Below are 23,013 nucleotides of genomic sequence, written 5' to 3'. Positions count from 1 at the left end.
TTTCTATTCTCTGTTCAATTTTCAAAGACCCTGTCGCTCCAAGCGACTTTTACATATTAACATTTCTTTTTCTTCTTGTCAACAATTTTTTAAAATATTTTTTAAATCTTTGTCGACTTGTTTGTCGTTTCTTGCGACAACATGGATTATTGTATCACATAAGCTTATCATTATAACATTGTAATCACTTAATACTTCAATTTAAATCTAAAATCCTCTATAAATCTACGAATTAATTCTAATTTCTATAGAGGATACACTAGATAAAGTTGATATACTATTCCCTTAATATATAATAAGTTATATGGTCTCTCCACTTCCCATTTATAAAAAGATAATTTTTATTAATGCCAAGTTCTTTAAAGTTACATGCCTTTAGAACACTTTGAGATTTTTTATTATCAACTAATGCTGATGCCTCTATTCTATGTAAGTTAAACTCATCAAAGCCGTATTCTGTAACTAATCTTAAAGCTTCTTTCATATAACCCTTCCCCTGTTCGTCTTCATCCATTGAATAACCTACGAAAGAGCTCCTGAAAATCCCTAATACTATATTAGATAATTGAATTTTTCCAATAAGCTTGTCATTTTTATATATTCCAAAATTCACAGCCTCGCCATTTAGATATTGCTTATATGATTCTATTAATATATCCCTTTGAAACTTTAATGTATAAAATTGATCTTCTCTGGTAGGTTCATAAGGACTTAAATGATCCTTATTCTTTAAATAATAATTTAATATTTCATGAGAATTTTCGGGAGTTAATATTTTTAATTGTATATCCTTTCCAGTAAGTGTGATTTTTCTTAATAGGTTTTCTTTTTTATAATTTATTTTTTCTAATCCAAATAAAAATTCACTTTTATAACTTCTATTTTCATATAAGTTATTAGCAATAACTCCTTCTAATTCAAATCCTAATTCACCAAAACATTCAATACTTTCATCTTCCTTAACCAATATATTTATCTTTTTAATATTGTCCTTATTAAAAACTTGATTTAAAAACTCATCAACTGCCTTAAATAAAAGTCTTGGCTTATCTTGCTTATAAAATCTTATTCTTATACAACAATATTTACTTTCAGCATTCCAATCTATTACATAAATTCTTCCTAGCGTAATACCTATATTATCTTTAATAATATATTCTCCTTTATTACTTGTAGAAGTTATACAAACATCATTTTGCATATACGGTCCCCCCTCTATTGTTATTTCGTCCAAATTCTATATTCCCTTAAATTCAGTTTCACATAATCCTTTTACCACAATAAACCCCTTAATATTATATTATAATCATATTTTTTACTTTACAATAAAAACTATTAATATTAATATATTTTATGTTTACTATTAATTGCAAATATAAAAATGAAGGTTAGGTGATTTATCTATGAACAAACAAACATTAAATAAACTTAGTTTTTTCTTTATGGGTATAGAAAATAAATTTAAAGAAAATTCTAGTATATTCTTAGATATAACAGTAGAATTTACTGCAGGTCTTAAAAAATTTAAAGGTATAGCTAAGTTAAATGATAATATATTATCATTTAACTTTAATGGTAAAACCAACTCCTTTACTATAGAGCAACTTATCAAAAACATAATAGATGAAAGCGAGCACTATGAATCATTATCATTTGCATATAACGAAAGAGGAGGAGGAGTATTAATCGAAGCTTCTAATAAGAATGTATCATTAAAAAATATAGATTCGAAAAATTCTATAGATAGAGATAATGCTATGTCTCATACAAAAACCTCAACTCTTTTAAATAGAGATTATTATATAAAGACAGGAGAGGCTGACATACTTTTAAAAGAAATAGGTATAATGAGTAATGATGGTAAGATTAGGAATGATAAGATAAGGAAATATAATCAAATAGATCATTATGTTGAGTTGCTCGAAGGAATTTTAGATAAACTCCCTTCTAATGAAACAATAAATATATTAGATTGTGGATGCGGGAAATCATACTTAACTTTTGTATTAAACTATTATTTAACAGAAGTAAAAAAACGAAAGTGTTTTTTCATAGGGTTAGATATATCAGAAACTGTAATTAATTCTTCTAAAGAGATGGCTGAAAACTTAGGCTATAGAAATATGGAGTTTAAAGCTTTAGATATAAAAGATTATGTACCTGATAAAAAAATTCATGTAGTTATATCTCTTCATGCCTGTGATACCGCTACGGATATGGCTTTGGCCTTAGGTATTAGAGTAAAGTCAGATGTTATAATAGCTGTTCCTTGTTGTCATAGAGAGCTATTAAATCAATACTCTTACATTCCTTTTAAAGGTATATTAAAGCATGGAATATTAAAAGCTAGAATGGCTGATGTACTTACAGATGGGCTTCGTTCCTTAATGCTAGAGGCTTATGGATATGATGTATCCGTAGTTGAATATATTTCACCTTTAGAAACCCCTAAAAATTTAATGATAAGAGCTCTTAAAACAAAAGATTTCGATAACAGAGTCTTAGAGGAATATTTAAAACTTACTACTGATTTAAATATTAACCCTGCGCTATATAGATTTTTAAATCAGTGGTAAAAAAATAAACTAGTTTACTTATCTTATTTTCATATTTTATTACATTTTTATGTATAATTTTATTATAAAAATTCAAAGGCAGCTTTTATACATCTTCCAATGTATAAAAGCTGCCTTTATACTTTACTTCCATTTTCTAAATTAACTATAAATAATGAATATTAAAACACCTTCATTCGCTTCCAGGTTAACAACCTAGGGTGTTATATAGATAAAATAGAATATGGAAAATGTTATATCCACAGAATTATAAGAACATAAGTTATGCCTTTTGAAAATGCCACCTATTCCCTTAAAACATATTAACAAAGACAATTTTACAGAGGTTTTTTTAATTTGAAGTTTTAAGTTTTATCGCAGGTCACATTTGGAGCAAAAAACTTATTAAAATTTATATATTAATATAAATCTATTAAACCTTATCCGCACATAAGATTTATATAATTATAAAAATTTTCATCTCTTATAGATTCTGTTTCTTTCTAAATAATGATAAATAAACCTATATAGAAAATCTATTAATTAATTATTATATATTCCTATTATACCATAGTTTAACATAATATATCTATATAATTATAACATTAATTATTATAATTATATACAAAAAAAGACAGCATTTTTTCGCTGTCTTTATGTACATTATGCCTGATCTAAACTAGATACAACCTTGTCATAATAGTCTATATTACAAATCCCCTTTTCAAAATGGCTACAGTTTCTACAACTTTTAGTTTCTGACTCTGCTGAAATAGCTTGAAATCCATCATACATAGGTGTATAACCAGGGCAATTGTTACCTACCGCTATCATTTCAAAAGCATTTCCCATATTTTATTCCTCCCTAAATTAATTTCTATTAATTTTACGTTTAATTGGATCAAATAAATTTACTATACACTTTTCTTCTACATAGTTATCGCAATTATCACAGGTGTCAATTATGTTTCCTACATCTGAAAGAAATACTGAGGCTAAGGGCTCATAACCCGGACAGTTTTCTGCTACTAGCATCTTAAGCTCCTCTAATCTCAATTTATCACCCTCTTTTATAAGTACTCGCTCAATGCTTTTATTATTATTTCCATAAGTTATAAAATAATGCATAAAAAAAACATAGACATTTAAATATCTATGCTTTCATTTACATCTAATATTGATTCTGTTTCACTGCAATATTTAGTTATTATGCACTTTCCCAAATTTCTAGGACATCTTCTACACATACATATTCCATCTTGACCATCACACTTATTTCCTAGATAATCAGGACACTTATTACAGTTTCCTCCTATATATATCATATACCTCTCCTTATAACATTTATTAACTTATATTTTAAATTAAATCTATATCACATATATAAGCCTTATCACCATTGTATCCTATTTCCTTTAAAACCTTTTTAACTACATCTTTTCCTATTTCATCTTCTTTCATTTCACAAAGAGCATCTTCTAACATTCCCCACTGAGCCCACTCAACTTCTTCTGACTTCTTTATTTCTCCCTGTACATACTTAGCCATAAATGTAAGCATCACTATTTCCTTAGAGCTTAAGTAATGACTTCCTAAATATTTTATACTGTCCTTATCCACAGTTATGCCTGTTTCTTCATAGACTTCTCTATATACTGTTTCCTCTACACTTTCTCCATTACTTACATATCCAGATATAAGTACCTTTGAATCCTTAAATATATAACTTTGTTTTAAAAGAAGTATTTTATCCTCCTTAATAACAGCTACTATTATACATGGCTTTGGTGTGTCAAAATACATTATGTCATCAACAGGGCAATAAGGGACTCCTCCTTCATCCCAACTATATTTTTCAGTTAATTCTCCTCCACATTTAGGACAAAACTTAAATTTCATATGGTCAGTTCTACAAATAGAACCTTTCACCTACCTTTCAACCTCAATTAAAACTTATAATCTTACTTCAACCTCATCTTTGAGGGTTATAAAATTTTCTCCTACATAACTATCGTACGCAAATATATCTACTCCATTTTCACTTGCAAGTCTTAAAGCTTCTCCAAATTCCCTATCCATATCATCATAAGGCGTAAAAAACATAACATCTTCTAATTGTATAACAAATATTACTCCTGCCCCTCTACCACTTTTCTTTACATCAATTAACTCTAAGAGATGTTTTCTTCCCCTTTCTGTAGGTGCATCAGGAAAGCTCACAACTCCATCTTCTTCAAAAGTTACACCCTTTACTTCTAAGTAATATTCTTCACCCTTTAAATTCTCCAATTTAAAATCAAACCTGCTATTTCCAAAAGTCTTTTCTCTTTGAATTATATTATACTCTTCAAGTTCCTTTATTTTTCCTTCTCTCAAAGCTTCTTCTACTACTTTATTTGGTACTTGTGAATCTATATTTATAAATTTATCTCCTTTATATCCTCCAATAAGATCATATTTAGTCTTCCTATTAGGATTATCTTCTTCACGTAGCACCACTTTGGTATGTGGAATCAAAATTTCCTTACATCGTCCCGTATTAGGAACATGAACCATTGTTTCCTCTCCATTTATAATAACATAAGCCTGAAATCTATTTGGCCTTTTAATAAATTCTCCTGTAATTATATTTTTATTTATAAACATACTATTTTCTCCACTTCTCTATAAATTATACACAACCATTTTTAATTTATCCACATCATACACAAGAATAATTATATCTATATATAAAAAAGACATAAAGCTAATATTTATTCTTTACGTCTTTTTTATAATTTATCATAATTATAATTTAAAAATATTATATAAATAACTTTAAAACTATTAAAACTATTACCCCTGGCACTCCAAAAAATCCTGCAATAAGTGCCGTAATAGCATTAATACCTATGGAAAAGTTAACTAATGATCCCACTAAATTAACTAAAAATAATAATACCGCTCCTGCTACTGCATTTAGCACCAATTTAATTAATATTGTTATAGGCCATGCAAATAGTTTTACTATAATTATAAGAGCTATTATAGCCACCAAAAAATATCCTATATATTCCATAGAAATCCCCCCATTTTTTTATCCTACTATTAATTTATTTATCTTATAAATAAATTATACTTCATTTGCCTCTTTTAAAACGTATTTATAGCTAATTTTTATATTTCTTTTCTTAGCTTGATTTAAAAGATATATATACTTAGCCTTTGCAGCTTGTTCAAGATATATTGCATAATCTATAAGTATAGGCTCTTTTGCTAACTGAAAGTAATTTGTCGCCCTATATATTTCATCCTGACTTTCCATTATAGCTTTTATAAGTTCTTTATCCTCTTCAGTGTAATTTTTGTCCTTATTTAATCTTACCCATAAATTATGTTCCATAAAAAAAACCTCCTATTTTATGTTCTAAATTAATCTTTGACATAAAACAGGAGGTTTATTCCTTATATTTCTCTTCTTCCCTCTAAAGCCTTAGCTAGTGTAACTTCATCTGCATATTCTAAATCTCCACCAACAGGTATACCATGTGCAATTCTTGTTACTTTAACACCGAAAGGCTTTAATATCTTTGATATATACATAGCAGTAGCTTCGCCTTCTACATTCGGATTTGTAGCTACTATAATCTCTTTTATATCTCCATTAACTCTTCTTATAAGTTCTTTTAAATTTATATCATCAGGTCCTCTTCCTGACATAGGTGATATGGTACCATGAAGCACATGATAAGTCCCATTATATTCCCTTACCTTTTCTAAAGACATAATATCCTTAGGCTGCTCTATTACACAAATAGTACTCTTATCTCTACTTGGATTACCACATATAGCACAAGGGTCCTTATCTGTGAAATTGCCACATACAGAACAATATTTTATAGTTCCTCTAGCTTTAATAAGTGCCTGAGAAAACTCTTCTACTTCTTCCTTCGGTAAGTTTAATACATGTAATGTAAGTCTTTGTGCTGTTTTATATCCTATGCCTGGAAGCTTTGCAAATTCTTCTATAAGCTTTTCTATTGCTATTGGATAAAATTCCAATTAACTCACCTCAACTTAGGTAACTTAGAACATTCCTGGTATGTTTAATCCTCCAGTTAACTTGTTCATTTCATTAGCAGTTTCTTCCTCAGCCTTTTTTAATGCTCCATTGCATGCACTTAAGATTAAATCTTGAAGCATTTCTACATCATCTGGATCAAGTACATCAGGGTCTATTCTTATATCAACTAGTTCTTTTTTACCAGTAGCTACAGCTACTACTGCCCCACCACCTGCACTAAATTCAAAATTTTTCTTTTCTAATTGTTTTTGCATATCTTCCATTTGCTTTTGAAACTTTTGTGCCTGTTTCATTAAATTATTCATATTTCCACCACCGAAATTAGGTAATCCACCTTTAGCCATTATATATTCCTCCTTTTATTTTAAATAAGTTTAAACTAAATATACAATTATTTATTTTACATTATTACATATAAAGTGTAAATTCCTTTTAGCTATTCATCTATTATTTCAACTATTTCTTCTCCAAATGCACTTTTTAATAATTGTTCTGGAGATCTTTGCATACCCTCATCTTTTTCCACCGAGTATTCAATTTTCACTTTTTCCTTTAGTATATCTGAAAATATTTCCTCTACTATTTTTTTACTTTGATCCTTTTCTAATCTTTGTTTATTAAATGCATATTGCTTATCGTATCTTATAGTTATTACTCCACTTTCACATCCAATTAATTCACCTGTAATTAAAGATGCATATAATACCATATGCCTTCTGGCCTTAAATGTTTCTAGTATGTCTTTCCAAAATTTCTTTAACTTATCTAAATTTAAACTAGAATTTTCATTATATTTATTTATAGATTGAATCTTAGATTCTTCCTTTACTATTTCCTCTTCTTCACTCTGAGGTTTATTCACCACTTTAGTAACTATAGATTCTGCGTTAATCTTTATTTCCCCTGATCTCATGGCTTCTTCTACTTTATTAAGTCTAGATAAAATAACTTCATTAGATGCATCATATTCTATCTTACACATCTTAATTACAGCTAGCTCTAAATAAACTCTACTCTGTTTAGTCCATTTAGATTGTTCTTCTGCATCTTGTAGTATTCTTATATTCCTCATTATTTCTTCTACTCTTATTTTTTTGCATTGTTCTTTAATATCCTTAATATTTTCTTCAGACATATCCATAATTTCTTCAGGACTCTCAGTTACCTTAGTCATAAGTAAATTTCTCATATGATTTATCATATCTTTTATAAAATAATATATATCCTTACCCGTTAATACTACCTCATCTATTATACCTAAAGATGACTCTATATCCTTTTCTATAATGCCCGTTGTAAGTTTTAGTAAATTTTCATTAGTTACAAGCCCTAGCATATTAAGTAAACTTTCATACTCTACCTTACCATTTCCCATTGAAATTCCTTGGTCTAATATACTTAATGCATCTCTCATAGCACCATCACACATACGTGCAATTAAGCTTAGACTTTTATCATCTGCAAATACACCCTGCTCTTTAACTATGAACCTCAATCTTTCAAATATATCTTCATTTCTTATTCTCTTAAAATCAAATCTTTGACATCTAGAAAGTATTGTAATTGGAAGCCTTTGGGGATCTGTAGTTGCAAGTATAAATATAACATTTTGAGGCGGTTCCTCTAATGTCTTTAAAAATGCATTTACAGCTCCTTGAGATAACATATGCACTTCATCCATTATATACACCTTATGCTTAGCTTCACTAGGAGGATAATTAACATCTTCTGCTATTTCCCTTATTTTATCTACTCCGTTATTTGAAGCTGCATCTAATTCTATAACATCCATCAATGTTCCTGAATTTATCTTTTTACATATATCACATTCATTACAAGGTTCTCCATCTTTAAGATTTAGGCAATTAACAGCTTTAGCAAATATCTTAGCTGTAGATGTTTTTCCTGTACCTCTTGTACCTGAAAAAAGATATGCATGAGCTATTCTATTATTTTTTATTTGATTTTGCAGTGTTATTGTAATATGCTTTTGTCCTACTACATCCCCAAAACTTCTAGGTCTCCATTCCCTATAAAGAGCAGTATAGCCCATTAACTTCACCTCTTAACCAAATTTTAAATTTCCCAAATATTTTAAAATTATATAAATTTAATTTATTATTTTAAATGCAATAAAAAGCACAATAAACTTGAGTTTATTGTGCTAAAATCACTATTTAAACCGTGCACCTCGCCTTGGCATATAACCTATGAGCGTTACCTATATAGTTAACTCAAGCCAGGTTAATCCACGGCACACGAAAATTATCACTTACCGCTGCTTCCTTCCGGACCTCACGGGGTTCATGAGTTTCCGTTGCGTGGGACCCAGCTCTCAACGTCACTTGTATAGGTCAGACCTCACAAGTTATAGCCTAAGCGAGGAATTCAATCCTGCTATAGCGGATTGCAGGTTACAGGGCACCGCTAACTCCCCATCTAGCACGGCAAAGTTTATATGGCGGAAAGAGGGGGATTCGAACCCCCGGTAGAGTTTCCCCTACACACGCTTTCCAGGCGTGCTCCTTAAGCCACTCGGACATCTTTCCACGGATTTACTCATGATAATTATTAAGTTTTATGTCATTTTCTAACGACAAATCCTATTATACTATGTGATTTTTATATTTGCAATAGCTTTTATAAATATTTTATTATAAACTTATAACTTATTACTTCCTATTATGACATTATATTCATTTAATAGCCTGTCCATATATTGACTTACCTTTAATATTTCTTCACTTTTTTCTTTATTATCTATATCACAAGTTACTTCATTTAAAAGCTCTCTAACGCTTTCAATCTTCTTTTTTATATTATGTAAATTATATTTTTTATCTATTAAATCATTGTTTACCCTTAATTCTCTATCATTAAAAAAAATATTATTTTCAACTAAGGCATGTTCACAAATCATCATCTTAAAACCTCCCTAATTAAAGCTCCTTTGTAAAATAGTAGTTTTGTATATAGAAGGCATTATTAAAAAAATAAATCAAGTTTTAATAACACAAATCTTATTTTAATTATATCAGTTTTGTAATATTAAGTAAATATTGGTTCATATTATAAAGTAATCTATATTTCTGTAAATACTCTTATATTATTTCATCAAAACTTATATTTCTACATTTATTGATGATATTTTATTGAATAAAAAAAAGAAGTTACCATCAGTAATAACTTCTTATAAATTTCTATTGGCGGAGAGAGGGGGATTCGAACCCCCGGTACGGTATTACCCGTACAATTGATTTCGAGTCAATCACCTTCGACCTCTCGGACATCTCTCCAAAATCATTTTCTTTTACTTTTAAAAAATTTTTCTAATAGGATACTACATTCTTCATTATAGATCCATCTTACATCTATATTACTGTTTAAATAATTATTTTGCAATACATTTATTACTGAACCACATGCACCACTTACAGAATCAAATGTTCCTATATAGACTTTATTTATACGGCTTTGATATATAGCACCTGCGCACATAGGGCATGGCTCTAATGTAACATATAGTTCACATCCATTTAATCTCCAATTTTGAATAACTTCACACGCTCTTTTTATAGCTAAAACCTCAGCATGAGCTGTGGGGTCTTTTAACTTTTCTGTCATATTATGAGCTCTTGCTATAATCTTATTATCTTTTACTATAACAGCTCCAACTGGTACTTCGCCTAGATCTTCAGCTTTTTTAGCTTCTTTTATTGCTTCCAACAAAAAATTATTTTTCATTATTATCTCTCTTTATTTTATAAATAAAAATACCGGACTAAATAAGCTTCATAATCTTATTAAATCCAGTAGTACTTATTCAAATAAACTTTGGTGCGCCCGAGAGGAATCGAACCCCCGGCCTTCCCCTTAGGAGGGGGACGCTCTATCCTACTGAGCTACGAGCGCATAGCATAGTAAATTTAAACTTTACATATAAAAGTTTATTACAAAATAAATTTTATGTCAATATACTTACATTATTTTCTATCAATTAATACTCGCATATATTTTAAACTTGAATTCCACTTAAAATATATTCTGTTATATTTTCAAATATATCATTTATATTTATGCCGTCTTCATTTATAAGCTCATATATTGCAGTAGAACATAAAGATCCGAAAATTGTATATGCCATAAAAGCCGTTTCTCCTTTTTTAATAAATCCATCATTCATGGCCCTTTCTAGATATCCTTCTATATTCTTTATAAATTCATTAACTACTTCTCTTAGTTCTATTTGCCTTGATTCCTGGCCCCATAATTGGCTCATAATAACCTTAAAAAAATCCCTTTGCTCATAAAACATATTTAATTGAACTTTTATTAATGCCTTTAATTTTGATAAAGAATCACTTTGCTCATCTACCGTTTCTTGAATTCTTTCTTTTATTAAATTCATCCCTTCTTCTATTATATAATTAAATATCTCTTCTTTACTATCAAAGTGATAATATAAAGTACCTTTAGCAAGTCCTGCTTGTGCAGCTATTCCATCCATAGTAGCTCCAGAATATCCATATGTAGAAAAAACCTTTATAGCCGATTCAAATATTGTCTTTTTAGTTTTATTCATTTTGCTCACTCCGTTAATTTTTATACAATTTAGTATATTAATTTAATTATACTAGAAATTATATATAACTCAATATTAAAATTAATATAAATATGATATATTAATATAGATGTGTTATATAGTGCATTTATATTGATAATTTTGGAGGCATTTGTATTTATGATAAAAATTTATAATAGAAAAACTAAAACATATGAAGTAGAAAAAGTATCTGGAGATAAATATTTAAATTGGATATATTCTACGAAAGTTGGAATTAGATTTTTAGAATTGTTTATTAAGAAAAAGCTCTTTTCTTATATATATGGAAAGTATTGTGACATGAGTATTAGTAAAAATAAAATAAAAAAATTTATAAATGATTTTGATATAAATATTGGAGAAAGTATTACCGCTACTGATAGCTTTATAAACTTTAATGATTTTTTTACTAGAAAACTTCATCCTACAGCTCGTCCTATAGAAAAAATCACAAATACATTTGTTTCACCTGGGGACGGAAGAATTACAGTATATGAAAATATAAATTTAGAAAAAATAGTTGAAGTAAAGGGCTTCACTTATAGCTTACATGATTTAATTCCTGATAAAGCTATAGCTAAAAAATATAATAATGGTTCAATGATTATATTAAGGTTATGTCCTACAGATTATCATAGATTTCATTTTATAGATGGTGGTATTTGTGAACATGCTTCAAAGGTTAAAGGTAGTTATTACTCAGTAAATCCCATTGCTTTAAATAAAATCCCTACTATATTTTGCGAAAATAAAAGGGAATGGAGCACATTTCATTCTGATAACTTTGGAGATGTATTATACATGGAAGTAGGAGCAACTTGTGTGGGATCTATTATTCAAAGCTATACTCCTAACGAAAGAGTAAGCAAAGGTGATGAAAAGGGATATTTTAAATTTGGCGGCTCTACAGTTATACTTTTTTTAGAAAAGAATAAAGTTAAAATAGATGAAGATATACTACTTCAAAGTAATTTAGGATATGAGTGTAAGGTACTTATGGGAGAAAAGATAGGAGTAAAATATAATTAATAAAAATATAAAAAATCCAGCAAGGAAAAACTTGCTGGATTTTTAGTTATTTTTTAGCACCTTATGAATATATATTAATCATTATATCTTTTTAGAGGAGGAACTAACATGACTTTACACTTAATCCCCCTTATCATTACTATATGTTATCTAACACTTATGCTTTCTATAGGTTTTTTCACAAACAAATTCCTAATAAAAGATAGTACTGACTATATGCTGGCCGGTAGATCATTACCAGCAATTATGGTAGCATGTAGTTTAGCAGCTAATAATATTGGTGGTGGAAGTACCGTTGGACTTGCTAGTAAAGCCTATGGAAATTGGGGAATGTCCTCGGTTTGGTACTACTAGCCATATAATTACTTCTATATTAAATATAGTATCTCTTTTCTGTTTAACAGCATCTCAAATCCTTGCTTCTGGGATTATCATTTCTGCTTTGGTAGGAATTAACATCAAGATTGCCATTATAATTGGAGGTTTATTTACTGTAGTTTATACTGTTATGGGTGGTCTTTGGGCTGATGCCTTTACTGATTTATTTCAATGGGCAATAATATTCTTTGGACTTTTAATAGCTCTTCCCTTTGTAATTAATGGTGTAGGTGGATGGGAAACTATAGTATCCAAAGTTCCTCCTGCAAAAATGTCCATAAACGGAATGGGTATTGCTACAATAGTTAGTTTAATAGGTCAATATTTCATAACATTCATGTCTGGACCAGAAATGGTATCTAGAGTTTTTGCAGCCAAAGATGAAAAAACCGGTAAAAAAGCTACTCTTATGTCTTCACTTTTCATGGCGCTATTTGCATTTATTCCAGCACTAATAGGAATAGCTGCTCTTGCGGCATTTCCAACCATTGATCCAAGTAAAGCACTTTCTACAGTTGTATTTAGCCATTCGCCACAATGGATCTCTGGAATTGTATGTGCAGCAATAATTGCTTCTACAATGTCTAGTGCTGATTCTGATATGCTATGTGCTTCTACAATACTTACAAAAGATTTATACCAAAAATATATAAATCCAAGTGTTAGTGATAATACCATGATTAAAATGACCAGGATAAGTAATGTTGTAATAGGTTTGCTTGCAATGTGTATTGCATTATTCCAAATTAACATTATAACTCTAAATATATTTTCATTTATGTTAAGAGCTGCTGGTCCTTTTGCAGCATTTATATTAGGTTTATCTTTAAAGAAATGTTCAAAACACGCAGGCATCGTTTCAATTTTAGTAGGAAGTACAGTAGGTATATATTGGCAGGTAATGAAAGAACCTTATGGAATTTTAGCTATTATTGCAGGTTCTTTAAGTTCACTTATAGCATTTTTTATTACATCTTACATTGAAATAAGAGTAAGTAATAAATTAGCGCCTCCATTAGATACAAAATAATGAATATTACTTTAAATATATTATAAAAAAGAAAGTACCTGTAAATATTAATTTACAGGTACTTTCTATGGTGCGGCGGAGAGGATTCGAACCCCCGACCAACTGGTTCGTAGCCAGCTACTCTATCCAACTGAGCTACCACCGCATAATTATCATAACTATCTTAACATAAATTATTGTAAAAATCAAATATAAATTTAAAACAAATTAACAAAGCACCTAGTAACCTAGATGCTTCATGGCGGAGAAAGAGGGATTTGAACCCTCGCGCCAGTTTCCCGACCTACGCCCTTAGCAGGGGCGCCTCTTCGGCCACTTGAGTATTTCTCCATGTCCTACAAATTAAAAATTATATCAAAAATGGCGGAAAGACAGGGATTCGAACCCTGGGTACGGTCACCCGTACGCCGGTTTTCAAGACCGGTGCCTTAAACCAACTCGACCATCTTTCCGTGTTGACAAAATAAATTATATCAGCAATATAGCCATCTGTCAACAATTTTTTTAAAAATTTTTAGTAATATTTTTATGTCAATAATAATAAGATATTCAAGGATAAATCCTTGAATATCTAAAACTTAATTATTTTAAAACTTCTCTTCCACCTAAATAAGGTCTTAATACTTCTGGAACAACAACGCTTCCATCTTCTCTTTGGAAGTTTTCTAAAATAGCTGCTACAGTTCTTCCTACAGCTACACCAGAACCATTTAAAGTATGAATAAACTGTGGTTTATCCTTTGGAGTTTCTTTATATTTAATATTAGCACGTCTAGCTTGGAAATCTTCAAAATTACTACAACTTGATATTTCTACATATCTATTATAACTTGGCATCCATACTTCTATATCATATTTTAAAGCAGCAGTGAATCCTAGATCACCTTTACATATTCTAACTACTCTATAAGGTATACCAAGTCCCTGTAGAACCTCTTCTGCATCATTAGTTAGCTTTTCAAGCTCCTCATAGGAATTTTCTGGCTTTGTAAATTTAACAAGTTCTACTTTATTAAATTGATGCTGTCTTACAAGTCCTCTTGTATCTCTTCCTGCTGATCCTGCCTCTGATCTAAAGCAAGCGCTATATGCTACATGTTTTATAGGTAATTCTTCTCCAGTTAATATTTCATCTCTATATAAGTTTGTAACTGGAACCTCTGCTGTTGGTATTAAGAAATAATCATCATTTGATACCTTAAATGCATCCTCTTCAAATTTAGGAAGCTGTCCTGTACCAATCATACTCTTTCTATTTACCATATATGGAGGTAATATTTCTGTATATCCATGATTATCTACATGCATATCTAAAAAATAGCTTATAACTGCTCTTTCAAGTCTTGCCCCTACTCCTTTATAAAATGTAAATCTTGAACCAGTTACTTTTCCTGCTCTTTCAAAATCTAAAAGATTAAGGTTTACTCCTAAATCCCAATGAGCCTTAGTTTCAAAATCAAATTTAGTTGGCTCTCCCCATCTTCTTATTTCTACGTTATCTTCATCTGATTTTCCATCTGGAACCGCTGGATTTGGAATATTAGGTATTCTAAGCATTATATATTCTAATTCTTCATCTACCTTTGAAAGTTCCTCATCATGACCTTTTATTTCATCTCCTAGTTTTTTCATTTCAGTCATAATTTCCGTTACATCTTTTCCCTCTTTTTTAAGTTTAGGAACTTTAGCAGATTCCTGATTTCTTCTATTTTTTAGATTTTCAACTTCAACTAATATTTGTCTTCTTCTTTCATCTAACTCTACTATTCTATCAATAGCAGTTACATCAAAATCCTCTCCTCTATTTGCAAGAGCATTTTTAATTTCCTCTGGATTGTTTCTTATTCTTTTTAAATCTAACATGTTAGTACCTCCTAAATTTATATTTATATTAAAATTTTCATATTTAAAGCAAATAAAAAAAGTCCTCCTCCCTAAAAAGGGACGAAAGACTCCGCGTTGCCACCCTAATTGATTAGATTAATCTAATCCTCTTTCTAAAATATAACGGCTTACTACCGTACTGCTTTATCACAGTCCCTCCAAGGTGGATTCACAAAGCATAAAGTATCAGTTTACACCTACCACTGACTCTCTTTAACTTATATTTTGCTACTAGCCTTTTCATAGGTTTATATACAATAATTAAATTAACTTTAATTATATATAGAATATTTTTTAATGTCAACTTTTTTATTCTTTGGAAACATTTTTAGTGCATATTATGTCTATTCCAGTATTTAATAAATTATGGCATACAATATCACCAATTTTTATAGGTGCTCCTACATGAAGCATACTTAACGCCTTAGAACATTCAAGCCATAAACTTTTATCTAATGGTTTATTACTTTTAACAGGTACAACATTACAACAAGCTCCTTTTATTCTAACTAAAGACGTAAAAATATCCTTTTTAGCTTTTATTTTATATTTAACATAGTCAAAAGCCTTATCACATAGATGTCCCTTTAGTTCTATATCTTTCTCATTTTCATCTATATTTATACAACAATATTCATTGCAACCCTTGCATATAAATTCATTCAACACTTATAAAATCCCCCTACCGATTTTAAAACTCTTTAATTCTGCTCATAATAATTTTAGAGTTTTTAGAATCCTTAACTATCTCCGTAAGCTTTTTTCCTGTTTCCCTTGCAAGTATTGTAACTATTTTACTAAAACATTCTGCTCCTTTACAAGTACCAAAAGTAGCTCCTGTTCTTCTTTTAATTCCCTCTATGGTTCTAGCTCCTAGTGGCCTTCTTATAGCATCAATTATTTCACCCTCAGTAATATTTTGACAATAGCATATTATATTGCCATAAGACTTATTCATTTTTATTAATTTATTTCTTTCTTCATTGTTTAAATTATTAAATCTATATACCTCTCTTCTCTTATTAATAAACTCCCTTTTAGGCTTACAATTTATATTATTTATTACAGTTTCACATACTAATTTTCCTATAGACGGAGTCATAGTGATTTGTCCATAATGCTTTCCTACAACCTTTATATATCCTTCATCTACTAAACTTTCATCTATTATTATAGTATCTTTATAAATAGGCCAGTGATAAAAAGTATTTATCTTATTTTCATTTACTTTCTTCATTACTCTTGAACTTTTTCTTAAGGTTTCATTATACCTTAAAATATTATTGGAACTTAAACCAAGCACTGTGTTTCCTTGTACTGTTGGAACTACAAATGATTGTTCTCCATCTACTGTGAGTGTAGAAATTATATTGTTAAAATTATATTTAGAATCTTTTTCAAATAAGAAACAACTTAAATTTTTTTTATTTTTATAAGTATATTCTATATTAGAATCTATACTATAATGTTGTGCTGGGGTTGTATTTATAACCATTTTACATGTGAATTTATTCTTATTGGTTATTACTCTAAATCCTTTATTTATTTTTTGTATATCTAAAACCTCTTCTTCTAATCTAAAATTAGCTCCATTATCAAAAGCAATTTCTCCATAAGCTAAAGCAAGATCGTAAGGACATACTACACCTGTATTTTTAGAATAAATTGCCTTATGAACATTTAGATTTAAATTTGGTTCTATATCATATACTTCATCTTTATTAAGCAAGGATATATTATTTATTTCTCTTTCACAAGCTCTTTTGTATATATTTAATAATTTATTTTCACTTTCTTCATTTTCTGCAATTATAAATGTCCCACATCTTTTAAAAGGTACATCTATTTTAGAACATAATTCATCATACATAGAATTCCCAAGCATTTCAAGCTTCGACATAAGCTCATCATTGCATTCTAGTCCATCATATATAACTGCTGCATTTACAAGTGCTACATCATCTGCTATATCATAATCTTTTTCTATTACAGCTATATTTAATGTGTATTTAGAAAGTTCATATGCAACTGCACATCCTATAATACCTCCGCCTAATATAAGTACATCATAATCCATTATGTATACTCCTTTCTGAAAAAAGATAAGTACGTAAAATACTTATCTTTTTACATACTGATTATTTCATATCATTTAACAATTTTCCTAACTGATTTATATATTCTCCATATTTAGCCCAATCACCATTTCTTTGTGACTCAATTGCCTTATTATAAAGACTTTTAGCATTATCTAAAAGTTCGTTATTATTATTTTTATTATCAGAAGGCACATTAACACTAGAATCTTCTTCGTTAAAATTAAATAATTGTTTAATTCCAGACTCTATATTTTCAGCAAGAACTACTTTATCTCCATAAGACAATATAATTCTTTTTACTTCAGGTGCGCTATTCTTACCGCTTGCTCTCAAGTACAAAGATTCTATATAAATTAAGGAATTATTTATAGGGACTATTATAGTATCTCCAAATATAACCTCTGATCCACCAGTTCCCCATAGTGATAGTTCTTTTGATATTACAGGGTCCTGTTTTAATTTTTGCTTAAAGAAATATGGACTATATATTGTCTTATTTGAAGGAAAGCGATACATAACAAGTTCACCTAAATTCCCATTATCCATTCTAGCTCCTAGCATAGATGACATAGTATTTCTACTTTTCATATTGAAATACTCCATAATCATCATTTCTTCCTTCTCTTGCCCTTGAAGCTTCATAACTACATAAGGCGCTTCATCCACAGATTTTTCATTTTGCAATGTTTTTTCATTTTTTGATACTTCCCATAGATCATCTCCATTTAAAAACGCCATAGTATCTGTCATATGGTACTTTTCTAAAACCTTAGATTGAATCCTAAATATATCTTCTGGGTACTTAAAGTGATCTTTTAAGTTAGCTGGAATAGTGGAAATATCCTTAAATAGCCCAGGAAATATTTTAGAATAACTTAATGCTATTGGATCTTCCTTATCTACTATATAAAAACTTACATCTCCTTCATATGCATCTACTATTACTTTAATAGAACTTCTTATATAGTTCACATTATTGTAAGGTTGTGAGTAAGGATATCTATTACTTGTGGTATATGCATCTATAATCCAATATAACTTACCATCATTTACAACAACATAAGGATCCTTATCATATGTTAAAAATGGTGCTATTTTATTTACCCTATCTAATATATTTCTATTTATTAATATTTTACTATCACTTGTTATATCCCTAGATGTTAAAAAGTTAATATCTCTTTTATTCAAAGCAAATAGTAATCTATTAGCAAAGGTCATTTTTATGCCAGAATTACCTTGATACTCACTTATTTTATTAGAACTTCCTTGTGGATAGTCAAATTCCTTAAGCTTTGTATCAACTACTGCATAATCATTGGTTTTTTCTCCAAAATAAACACGAGGATTATCTAACTTTATATCTGTATCATTTATAGATGGTATATCTTTTATAACAAAAGAAGGTTGCCCCTCATTTGTTACTGAATTAACCTTACTCATCGATAATCCGTAGCCATGAGTATAAATTAAATGTCTATTTTGCCATGTATTAGGTTCTATATTTTTAAGATTTATTTCCCTTGGAGCTAAAAATACTTGCGTATATTTATTATTAATTTTATATCTATCTATATCCATATCATTAAAAATATAATATGGCCTTATAGTTTGGTACTGATTATAAAATTCAAGAGCTGGCTCAAAGGCATTTATTCTTATATTTTCTACAGTCTCCCTGTTATTTTTCATATCTTGACTGGTCAGATTATTCTTTACTTCAAATGGAATTTCTTTTATATTATCTAATTTAAATGCCTTTCTAGTATAATCTATATTATACTTTATATATGGTTCCTCTAATGTCTTTTGATTAGATTTAACTATAAAATTCTCAGTAATATATACAGTAATTCCTTCTCCAATTACTAAGAATACTATAAGCGCTAAAGAAATTATAATCGGTTTCCATTTAGATTTTAATATACATACAAATACAACTACAGATGATATTAAAGACACTATGATTATTAGTTTATAAAAAAGAATACTTACCTTTACATCTGTATAACTTGCTCCATATGCTACCCCTCTTTCACTATATACTAAATTCCAAGACTTTAATAAAAACCCTATGGATATAGATATTAAAATCAATGCTGACAACACTGCTAATTGTTTCCCTGCAAAAAGATTAATTCCTTTTTTTATATTCTCCTTATTGTTGAATAATCCTTTTATTCCTCCATACTCCATTTTTTCCTTCGTAATAATTATAAAGTAAAAAGCTAAAGTTATAATAATTAAAACAAATAAAAGAGTTATTATAGCTGAATAAATAGATTGTAAAAAAGGCATTTTAAATATATAAAAAGATATATCTTTATTAAATATAGGATCATTAATATTAAATTTCACAGAATTATTAAATTGTAAAATATAATACCAATATTTTTCAGAAAATATATAGGCTATTATTCCTGAAAATAAAGTGTTAACTAAAACAAAAATTCTTTTTTCTCTTTTATAACTATTGGGATTTTCTATAATACTACTATTTTTCAATAGGTTTGATTTTAAATTTTTATAATAAACCCATATCCCTAAAAAAGTTATAATAAACGTAGGAATAAATATTTTAAGTGTAGCAGTGAGCTTAGTGAAATAAACAGATAAATATCCGAGCTCCTTGAACCATTGTATATTTATTATAATTTCTGTTATACTGCTAACAAATGTTATAATAAGCGCTAAAGCCATAAATATTGAAGTTATAATGGCCCCCTTTTTCAATTATAATTACCCCCTATCCATTTTTAATATTTTAGCTAAGGTATTGTATTTTAACTCAATAGCACCTGTTGGACATAATTCCTGACAACAAAAGCATCTTATACAATTGCTCATTTCCCAACTTGGTATTAACTTTTCTTTATCTTTAGATATCATTTTTATTACCTTTTGATCTTCAGGACAAACTTCCCTACATCTATTACAGCTTATACATTTATCATATATTAAAGAAGGATATGGTGCTATCATTTGCCTTAAGAAGTTTGTTACTGTAGGATTTATAAAATAAAAGTTTCCTCCCTTTCTACATAAATTAAAATCACTAACCTTTAGATCTTCTATGCTTTCTCCTAATACTTTAATATCCTGAGGAAGTACTGCATCCCATTTATAGTCAAATGCCTCTTTTAAAACTGGAATATCTAAAGGATTATCATATCCTATAAGTCTAACTGCTACAGAATCGACTGCAGTTAAACTTTCCCCCATGACAATAGTATTTAATTTATATGGTTCCCCATTCTTAGGGCCATTTCCCTGCATAGCTACTACTCCATCTAATATAGCAAAATCCGTACGAAGTAAGCTATTTAAATCTAATAACATCTTGCAAAAGTTATTTGCATCAGGCATTCTCGTATGCCATGTAGCTTTTTGAGTTCCCGGAATACATCCAAATTGATTTTTTACCGCACCTGTAAAATAAGCCATTCCATGAGTTTTAAGCTTAGGCAATGTTATAAGTACATCCGATTCATATGCTACTTTTGATACATTCCAAGATTTACATAAAATAGAATCGTCATGTTTCACATGTATAGCTTCTTTAAAATCTTCAAATTTTACATTATATCTTTTTGCAACTTCAAGCATTCCAGACTTTTCTGCCGCCCTCCTAGAATCTCCAAATCCCGGTGAATCTCCAAAACTTATATCACTAGAATAATCCTTCAAAATTCTTATTACAGCTTCAAATACAGCAAAATGTGTAACTACAGGAGAGCCCGATTTCTCTACACTTAACATATTTGGCTTTAATAAAACTTTACTATTGTAAGGGATAAGCTTTTTTAAATATTCATCTCCTCCCAATAAATCAAAACCATCTCTTAAGGTTTTCTCCAATGAACTTACTTGATAACTGTCACATTTTAATAAAGATACTCTCCTCATAATACATTTTCACCCTTTATCCTTCCAATAAATATCCTTTTGTCTTTAATTCAGTAATAATATTATTTAATTGCTCTTCATTTTCAGTAAGTATAGTATGTAAGTGAACACCATTTGTAAGCACTAATAATGGTTCTGCTTTATATTCAGCAAATCTTTTAATAAAATTATCTAAATCATATAAGTTTTTTATCATTAGCATTGCCTTTATTTCTCCATAAAGCTGATGTTCTATTATTACATCTTGTATTATTCCACCATACTTTATAATAGCTATAAGCTCATTTTCTATATCAAGAGCTTCGTGATTAACCGCAATAATGGTAGCCTTCAAGTCATTAATCTTTTTATTAATTAAATATCCATCTGGTGTAGCAATAATTTCTATACCTTTTGCTCTTAATATAGCTATATCCTTTACAATTATCTGACGAGTTACTCCCAATTTTTCGGCAATATATTGACCCTTTAAAGGTGTCTCCGATATAATCAACATATTCTTTATAATTTCTCTTCTATTATTAGAATTCATTATGAATCCTCCATATAATTTTAATTTTTATCATCACAAAATTTTAAAATATCTAGATACAAGTCTCTTTGTGTATTTTCATTATGATGATTTTTTATTAAATAAAGAAATTTACTATCATATCCTTTATTCTTTAATAAATTATATCCCTTTTCTGGATGATTATAATATACATCTATCTTCTTTAGTTTATTAAACTTTTTTAAGTTTCCATTAGTTATTTTATTAAATATAACTAATAAGGACTTATCAATAGAATTAAGTTTAGGATATATTTTACCTATATCATGTAATAAAGCTGCCTTTATTAACACTTGTATTTCATTTATATTTAAAGAGTTCTTATTACATATATATTCTACATCATAAGCTACTCTAACAGAGTGCTTTTGTTCTGAACTAGATAATTTATAAAATAAAACTAGTTCTTCTTTATTTAAATACTTATTTATATAAGTTTTATCTTCTTCATTCATTTTATCTGTAATAGATAAGTAAAACTGCTTAATCCTATGCGAATTCATTTAAACCTCTCCTTTTGTTATAGGTTCAGTTATATTTAGCACCTAAGTTAAATTCTAATATATATTATATAAAAAGTGAACTAATAATTTGTAAACAATAAAAAAAAATCCATGGAAATTCCATGGATTTTGTTTGGTGGAGAATAAGGGATTCGAACCCTTGACCCCCTGCGTGCAAGGCAGGTGCTCTCCCAACTGAGCTAATCCCCCATATGGTGGACCTTCAGGGACTCGAACCCCGGACCAACCGGTTATGAGCCGGTTGCTCTAACCAACTGAGCTAAAGATCCTTATTTATCTGGCAACGACCTACTCTCCCACCGGGCCTCCCCGGCAGTACCATTGGCGCTTTGAAGCTTAACCTTCGTGTTCGGAATGGGTACGGGTGTTACCTTCAAGCCATAATCACC

Annotated in this window: 25 protein-coding genes, 8 tRNA genes, 1 rRNA gene, 1 other RNA gene and 1 other annotated feature; of the genes, 4 read left to right on the top strand and 31 right to left on the bottom strand. The window is 29.1% G+C overall.

The window, feature by feature from the left end:
- Nucleotides 1–277 precede the first annotated feature (277 nt).
- A complete protein-coding gene (locus tag CRN98_RS16580) occupies nucleotides 278–1,201 on the bottom strand; it encodes a GNAT family N-acetyltransferase (RefSeq protein ID WP_097028529.1) in 924 nt (307 codons plus the stop codon).
- 202 nt (nucleotides 1,202–1,403) lie between these two features.
- On the opposite strand from CRN98_RS16580, the gene CRN98_RS16575 reads away from it, so the two are divergent.
- Entirely contained in the window at nucleotides 1,404–2,576 is a 1,173-nt protein-coding gene (locus tag CRN98_RS16575) for a class I SAM-dependent methyltransferase (protein WP_097028528.1), read from the top strand.
- A 642-nt stretch (nucleotides 2,577–3,218) separates the two neighbouring features.
- Here the strand turns inward: CRN98_RS16575 and CRN98_RS16570 are convergent.
- The 17 genes from CRN98_RS16570 to CRN98_RS16490 all read right to left on the bottom strand — a co-directional run bounded on the left by CRN98_RS16570 (nucleotide 3,219) and on the right by CRN98_RS16490 (nucleotide 11,200).
- Complete coding sequence (locus CRN98_RS16570) at nucleotides 3,219–3,407, bottom strand: hypothetical protein (protein WP_097028527.1); 189 nt, start codon at nucleotides 3,405–3,407, stop codon at nucleotides 3,219–3,221.
- Nucleotides 3,408–3,425: 18 nt separating this feature from the next.
- Complete coding sequence (locus tag CRN98_RS16565) at nucleotides 3,426–3,683, bottom strand: hypothetical protein (RefSeq protein WP_143331313.1); 258 nt, start codon at nucleotides 3,681–3,683, stop codon at nucleotides 3,426–3,428.
- Nucleotides 3,684–3,700: 17 nt separating this feature from the next.
- Nucleotides 3,701–3,880 carry a hypothetical protein gene (locus CRN98_RS16560; RefSeq protein WP_097028525.1) on the bottom strand — a complete coding sequence of 60 codons (180 nt, stop codon included), beginning with the start codon at nucleotides 3,878–3,880 and terminating at the stop codon, nucleotides 3,701–3,703.
- A 34-nt stretch (nucleotides 3,881–3,914) separates the two neighbouring features.
- The gene (locus tag CRN98_RS16555) at nucleotides 3,915–4,454 is read right to left on the bottom strand and encodes an NAD(+) diphosphatase (protein WP_097028530.1); all 540 of its coding nucleotides are present in this window, start codon (nucleotides 4,452–4,454) and stop codon (nucleotides 3,915–3,917) included.
- 54 nt (nucleotides 4,455–4,508) lie between these two features.
- A complete protein-coding gene (sfsA, locus tag CRN98_RS16550; protein WP_097028524.1) occupies nucleotides 4,509–5,201 on the bottom strand; it encodes a DNA/RNA nuclease SfsA in 693 nt (230 codons plus the stop codon).
- Between the two features lie 157 nt (nucleotides 5,202–5,358).
- Nucleotides 5,359–5,613 carry a pro-sigmaK processing inhibitor BofA family protein gene (locus tag CRN98_RS16545; protein WP_097028523.1) on the bottom strand — a complete coding sequence of 85 codons (255 nt, stop codon included), beginning with the start codon at nucleotides 5,611–5,613 and terminating at the stop codon, nucleotides 5,359–5,361.
- A gap of 54 nt (nucleotides 5,614–5,667) precedes the next feature.
- A complete protein-coding gene (locus CRN98_RS16540) occupies nucleotides 5,668–5,937 on the bottom strand; it encodes a YaaL family protein (protein ID WP_097028522.1) in 270 nt (89 codons plus the stop codon).
- Between the two features lie 62 nt (nucleotides 5,938–5,999).
- Nucleotides 6,000–6,596, bottom strand: a complete 597-nt coding sequence (gene recR, locus CRN98_RS16535; RefSeq protein WP_097028521.1) for a recombination mediator RecR — start codon at nucleotides 6,594–6,596, stop codon at nucleotides 6,000–6,002.
- 24 nt (nucleotides 6,597–6,620) lie between these two features.
- Entirely contained in the window at nucleotides 6,621–6,962 is a 342-nt protein-coding gene (locus CRN98_RS16530) for a YbaB/EbfC family nucleoid-associated protein (RefSeq protein ID WP_097028520.1), read from the bottom strand.
- A 92-nt stretch (nucleotides 6,963–7,054) separates the two neighbouring features.
- Nucleotides 7,055–8,671, bottom strand: coding sequence for a DNA polymerase III subunit gamma/tau (gene dnaX, locus CRN98_RS16525; RefSeq protein WP_097028519.1), 1,617 nt, complete (start codon nucleotides 8,669–8,671; stop codon nucleotides 7,055–7,057).
- Nucleotides 8,672–8,800: 129 nt separating this feature from the next.
- Nucleotides 8,801–9,066: signal recognition particle sRNA large type (gene ffs, locus CRN98_RS16520), an RNA gene on the bottom strand.
- An 11-nt stretch (nucleotides 9,067–9,077) separates the two neighbouring features.
- Nucleotides 9,078–9,167: transfer RNA gene (locus CRN98_RS16515), tRNA-Ser, on the bottom strand.
- 113 nt (nucleotides 9,168–9,280) lie between these two features.
- Nucleotides 9,281–9,541 carry an aspartyl-phosphate phosphatase Spo0E family protein gene (locus tag CRN98_RS16510; RefSeq protein ID WP_097028518.1) on the bottom strand — a complete coding sequence of 87 codons (261 nt, stop codon included), beginning with the start codon at nucleotides 9,539–9,541 and terminating at the stop codon, nucleotides 9,281–9,283.
- Between the two features lie 281 nt (nucleotides 9,542–9,822).
- A tRNA-Ser gene (locus CRN98_RS16505) sits at nucleotides 9,823–9,914 on the bottom strand.
- 4 nt (nucleotides 9,915–9,918) lie between these two features.
- On the bottom strand, nucleotides 9,919–10,362 hold the full coding sequence (tadA, locus tag CRN98_RS16500; protein ID WP_097028517.1) for a tRNA adenosine(34) deaminase TadA: 444 nt from the start codon (nucleotides 10,360–10,362) through the stop codon (nucleotides 9,919–9,921).
- 91 nt (nucleotides 10,363–10,453) lie between these two features.
- A tRNA-Arg gene (locus tag CRN98_RS16495) sits at nucleotides 10,454–10,530 on the bottom strand.
- Between the two features lie 103 nt (nucleotides 10,531–10,633).
- Nucleotides 10,634–11,200 carry a TetR/AcrR family transcriptional regulator gene (locus CRN98_RS16490; protein WP_097028516.1) on the bottom strand — a complete coding sequence of 189 codons (567 nt, stop codon included), beginning with the start codon at nucleotides 11,198–11,200 and terminating at the stop codon, nucleotides 10,634–10,636.
- Between the two features lie 159 nt (nucleotides 11,201–11,359).
- Here CRN98_RS16490 and CRN98_RS16485 point away from each other — a divergent pair, with 159 nt between their 5' ends.
- From CRN98_RS16485 to CRN98_RS16480, 3 genes are all read left to right on the top strand, one after another.
- Nucleotides 11,360–12,250, top strand: coding sequence for a phosphatidylserine decarboxylase (locus tag CRN98_RS16485; protein WP_097028515.1), 891 nt, complete (start codon nucleotides 11,360–11,362; stop codon nucleotides 12,248–12,250).
- Nucleotides 12,251–12,358: 108 nt separating this feature from the next.
- On the top strand, nucleotides 12,359–12,604 hold the full coding sequence (locus CRN98_RS17880) for a hypothetical protein (protein WP_207653604.1): 246 nt from the start codon (nucleotides 12,359–12,361) through the stop codon (nucleotides 12,602–12,604).
- Nucleotides 12,546–13,658, top strand: coding sequence for a sodium:solute symporter family protein (locus CRN98_RS16480; RefSeq protein WP_207653603.1), 1,113 nt, complete (start codon nucleotides 12,546–12,548; stop codon nucleotides 13,656–13,658). The genes CRN98_RS17880 and CRN98_RS16480 overlap by 59 nt, the downstream gene beginning before the upstream one ends.
- Before the next feature lie 68 nt (nucleotides 13,659–13,726).
- Here the strand turns inward: CRN98_RS16480 and CRN98_RS16475 are convergent.
- The 13 genes from CRN98_RS16475 to rrf all read right to left on the bottom strand — a co-directional run.
- A tRNA-Arg gene (locus CRN98_RS16475) sits at nucleotides 13,727–13,803 on the bottom strand.
- Nucleotides 13,804–13,897: 94 nt separating this feature from the next.
- Nucleotides 13,898–13,988: transfer RNA gene (locus CRN98_RS16470), tRNA-Ser, on the bottom strand.
- Between the two features lie 31 nt (nucleotides 13,989–14,019).
- A tRNA-Ser gene (locus CRN98_RS16465) sits at nucleotides 14,020–14,110 on the bottom strand.
- A 130-nt stretch (nucleotides 14,111–14,240) separates the two neighbouring features.
- Nucleotides 14,241–15,521, bottom strand: a complete 1,281-nt coding sequence (serS, locus tag CRN98_RS16460) for a serine--tRNA ligase (protein WP_097028514.1) — start codon at nucleotides 15,519–15,521, stop codon at nucleotides 14,241–14,243.
- Nucleotides 15,522–15,595: 74 nt separating this feature from the next.
- Nucleotides 15,596–15,795 (bottom strand) — a binding site (T-box leader).
- A gap of 56 nt (nucleotides 15,796–15,851) precedes the next feature.
- Nucleotides 15,852–16,211 (bottom strand): DUF1667 domain-containing protein, encoded by a 360-nt coding sequence (locus CRN98_RS16455; RefSeq protein WP_097028513.1) that lies wholly within the window; start codon nucleotides 16,209–16,211, stop codon nucleotides 15,852–15,854.
- 22 nt (nucleotides 16,212–16,233) lie between these two features.
- Nucleotides 16,234–17,619, bottom strand: coding sequence for an NAD(P)/FAD-dependent oxidoreductase (locus CRN98_RS16450; RefSeq protein ID WP_097028512.1), 1,386 nt, complete (start codon nucleotides 17,617–17,619; stop codon nucleotides 16,234–16,236).
- Between the two features lie 61 nt (nucleotides 17,620–17,680).
- Nucleotides 17,681–20,374 carry a UPF0182 family protein gene (locus tag CRN98_RS16445; protein ID WP_097028511.1) on the bottom strand — a complete coding sequence of 898 codons (2,694 nt, stop codon included), beginning with the start codon at nucleotides 20,372–20,374 and terminating at the stop codon, nucleotides 17,681–17,683.
- A 6-nt stretch (nucleotides 20,375–20,380) separates the two neighbouring features.
- Nucleotides 20,381–21,547 (bottom strand): DUF362 domain-containing protein, encoded by a 1,167-nt coding sequence (locus CRN98_RS16440; RefSeq protein ID WP_097028510.1) that lies wholly within the window; start codon nucleotides 21,545–21,547, stop codon nucleotides 20,381–20,383.
- 16 nt (nucleotides 21,548–21,563) lie between these two features.
- Nucleotides 21,564–22,079, bottom strand: a complete 516-nt coding sequence (locus CRN98_RS16435) for a transcription repressor NadR (RefSeq protein ID WP_097028509.1) — start codon at nucleotides 22,077–22,079, stop codon at nucleotides 21,564–21,566.
- A gap of 20 nt (nucleotides 22,080–22,099) precedes the next feature.
- Nucleotides 22,100–22,603 (bottom strand): HD domain-containing protein, encoded by a 504-nt coding sequence (locus CRN98_RS16430; protein ID WP_097028508.1) that lies wholly within the window; start codon nucleotides 22,601–22,603, stop codon nucleotides 22,100–22,102.
- A 134-nt stretch (nucleotides 22,604–22,737) separates the two neighbouring features.
- Nucleotides 22,738–22,813: transfer RNA gene (locus CRN98_RS16425), tRNA-Ala, on the bottom strand.
- 3 nt (nucleotides 22,814–22,816) lie between these two features.
- A tRNA-Ile gene (locus CRN98_RS16420) sits at nucleotides 22,817–22,893 on the bottom strand.
- Between the two features lie 6 nt (nucleotides 22,894–22,899).
- Nucleotides 22,900–23,013: ribosomal RNA gene (gene rrf / locus CRN98_RS16415) — 5S ribosomal RNA — on the bottom strand; the annotation flags it as partial.

Origin of the sequence: Clostridium peptidivorans, from assembly GCF_900205925.1 — a bacterium.
Classification (GTDB): Bacteria; Bacillota; Clostridia; order Clostridiales; family Clostridiaceae; genus Clostridium_AK; species Clostridium_AK peptidivorans.
This window is presented reverse-complemented; position numbering and strand designations above follow the sequence as displayed.